4 protein-coding genes and 1 rRNA gene are annotated in these 2684 nt (G+C 51.8%); 1 reads left to right on the plus strand and 4 read right to left on the minus strand.

What is annotated here, in order from left to right; all coding sequences use genetic code 11:
- Nucleotides 1-178: 178 nt before the first annotated feature.
- On the plus strand, nt 179-1051 hold the full coding sequence (locus GMST_RS21985) for an EamA family transporter (RefSeq protein WP_183356850.1): 873 nt from the start codon (nt 179-181) through the stop codon (nt 1049-1051).
- 78 nt (nt 1052-1129) lie between these two features.
- On the opposite strand, the gene GMST_RS21990 is transcribed toward GMST_RS21985, so the two are convergent.
- From GMST_RS21990 to rrf, 4 genes are all read right to left on the minus strand, one after another.
- Nucleotides 1130-1351 carry an outer membrane protein assembly factor BamD gene (locus tag GMST_RS21990; protein ID WP_183356851.1) on the minus strand — a complete coding sequence of 74 codons (222 nt, stop codon included), beginning with the start codon at nt 1349-1351 and terminating at the stop codon, nt 1130-1132.
- 168 nt (nt 1352-1519) lie between these two features.
- Nucleotides 1520-1765 carry a YtxH domain-containing protein gene (locus GMST_RS21995; protein ID WP_246400011.1) on the minus strand — a complete coding sequence of 82 codons (246 nt, stop codon included), beginning with the start codon at nt 1763-1765 and terminating at the stop codon, nt 1520-1522.
- 129 nt (nt 1766-1894) lie between these two features.
- Nucleotides 1895-2401 (minus strand): TlpA family protein disulfide reductase, encoded by a 507-nt coding sequence (locus GMST_RS22000; RefSeq protein ID WP_183356852.1) that lies wholly within the window; start codon nt 2399-2401, stop codon nt 1895-1897.
- Between the two features lie 193 nt (nt 2402-2594).
- Nucleotides 2595-2684 (minus strand): 5S ribosomal RNA (gene rrf, locus GMST_RS22005); the annotation flags it as partial.

Consider the following 2684-nt stretch of genomic DNA (forward strand, 5'->3'; position numbering starts at 1 on the left):
CGTGAAGCGATCTGGCCAGGGCGGTTATTTGTTTGTCGGAGAGCAGTGCTGCAACAGAGTCCCGTTTTATAGCAAAGCATCTCGAGGGCGTCAACCCTTTTCCGATACCTTAATGAATAATTTTCTCTAATTCTGTTTTTCTTCTGACTTTCCGGATGATTTTCGATACAATGCGCGCATGTCTAACGCAGCATTTACCCTCATTGTCATCTCTGCCGTGATGCATGCACTTTGGAATCTTCTGGTAAAGAGGAGCCGTAACAAAACGGTTTTCATCTGGTGGATGTTTGTTGCCTCGTTCGCACTATTCACCGCAGTCTTGCCCTTTACGTCAGAGGCCATTCTCCTACCAGACCGCACGACGGCAATTCTGATCACCATTGGCGCTGTTTGTTACGTGCTGTACCACCTTCTTAACGGAAGAGCCTACCAAACGGGCGACCTTTCCGTCGTCTACCCCCTATCCCAAACCTCGATGATTTATGTACCCATCTGGGGCATAGCACTTTTAGGTGAGCACCTGACACTGGTTGGAATAACAGGCATACTGCTGGTAATCTTCGGGACGCTCCTGGTGCAGATGCGGCAACTGTCGCTGGCGGAACTCGCCCGCCCTTTTCGTGACCTAAGAAGTCCGGCGGTGCGCGCCTCTCTCTCCGCCGGCTTCATATACTCTATTGGCTCGATCGCGGAGAAGACAGGAGTGCGGCACTACACTCCCCTACTGTTCACGTACTTCCTGGTTTTCTGCATGCTGCTACTCATGACGATGAACCTGGCGCGACCGAAGTACCGCGTCCTGATTAGAGAAGAACTTGAAGCTAACTGGCGCCCCATTCTTTGGAGCGGTCCGATCGTCATGGCCTCATTCCTCACCTTCCGCTACGGACTCAACCTTGCTCCAGTCGGGTATGCAGTACCCGTGCGTCAAGTCAGCATCATGATCGGTGTGATAATAGGCATCATGTTTTTGCGCGAGTCCTTTGGAAGAATCCGGATTCTCTCGGCACTATTCATTGTTGCCGGCGCAGTCCTCATCCGTTTCGGATGACCGCTTTTTTAGGCACAAACTCAGCACAACCCGATAACGAACAGGTTTGGCTCCAACAGCCTCCCTCCGATCTACGGGTTATTTCTTTTTCAGAACAGCGAGCCGTTCCTGGGCTTGTTTCGCCACCACGCTGTCGGGGTACCTGCTGACGATTTCGTTGTAGAGTTTCTCCGCGTGCTCATTGTTGTGCTGCTTTTCCTCGAACTGCGCAGTCTCGAATAACTCTTTCGCCTTGTCACCAGCACACCCCATACTCCCGAGCAAAAGTGCAGCCAACACCACTGCCAACATTTTTTTCATTTATTCCCTCACCGATGAGTACCTTTGAGTTCCCAAATACTTCAAATGACGATTGGCCCGCCAGTATCCGGCAGGCCAATCGTTCCACCCCTTCTGCTACGATGCCACGGCGCACCTGGCGGGCATCATCTGAAAACATGTTCATCCAACCTAGATGAATGGTTAACTTCAGCGTTTGTGCAGGAAATTCCCAGTCATTCCGTTGACCCGCTCGGCGATGTTGCAGACGTTGTCGGAGACACTTCGAAACATCTTGTCCCCCTGCTTGCTAACATCCCGCCCAAAGCGGGCTAACTCTTTTCGGCTTTTTTTGCCCGACTGCGGAGCCAGTAGCAAAGCCATTCCGGCACCGACGATTCCACCACCGACCAGGAAAAGAGCATCCGACATAGTGTTATTAAACATGCGTGCCATGGTGTGCCTCCTTTAAGAGATGATCCGCCATGGCCCATTATAACGCCAGCTCATCGGAGAAAACTACGGGAAAAATATCCCCCGCTTGCTCTTTCCAATGAGGGATTAATTACCGAGATGCCGCCGGGATCACCTCGGCAGGAGTTGAACGACCAGTTTCTCCAGTTGGTCAGACCGAACCTCGCCGCTTATCTTCCGCTGGACATCTCCATCTTGCCCGATTAGAAATATGGTTGGGAACCCGGCAACCTGATACATTCTGGAAAGCATGCCATGTTCGTCAGACAGGATGACAAAGCGGATCCCCGCGTCTTTGACAAAAGAGAGAACATCATTGGTAGCGCTCCCCGCTTCGATACCGACAACAGAAAGCCCGCGATAGCCGTACTTCTGAGCCAACGCATCCAGCAGTCGCAGACTATCACCACAACACTTCCTGGACCAAAAGTACAGGACGACAAGCTTCCCTTTTTGCTGTCCGAGCGAAAAAAATTCGCCACTGACATCGTTGCCAGAAATGGCAGGTGCGACTTTTCCTGAAACAGGTGCGGAAGACTCTACGCAACCGCCGGCGAAAGCCGAGCAAAGAACAAGAAGAGCAAATAACTGGCGCCATGTCTTTTTTAAGGATTTCATGGCGGTAAGATGACCTGCAAGGGGGTTCGAGTCAAGTATTTTGAAGGGATATGCTCTCTAACCGGCGAGCGCCAGCCTAGTAACCGCAAGGAATTGCTCTTTAGGTACCTGGGCCGAAACGTTACCGAGGAGGTGAATTGGATGGAAAACGTGAAAGCCCCACCGTGTGTACGGTGGGGCTTTTCAATTAAATTCCCTGCGGCGACCTACTCTCCCACACAGTTACCCGTGCAGTACCATCGGCCCAGAGAGGCTTAACTTCTGTGTTCGGGATGGGAACAGG

Origin of the sequence: Geomonas silvestris (assembly GCF_014193515.1) — a bacterium.
Taxonomy (GTDB): domain Bacteria; phylum Desulfobacterota; class Desulfuromonadia; order Geobacterales; family Geobacteraceae; genus Geomonas; species Geomonas silvestris.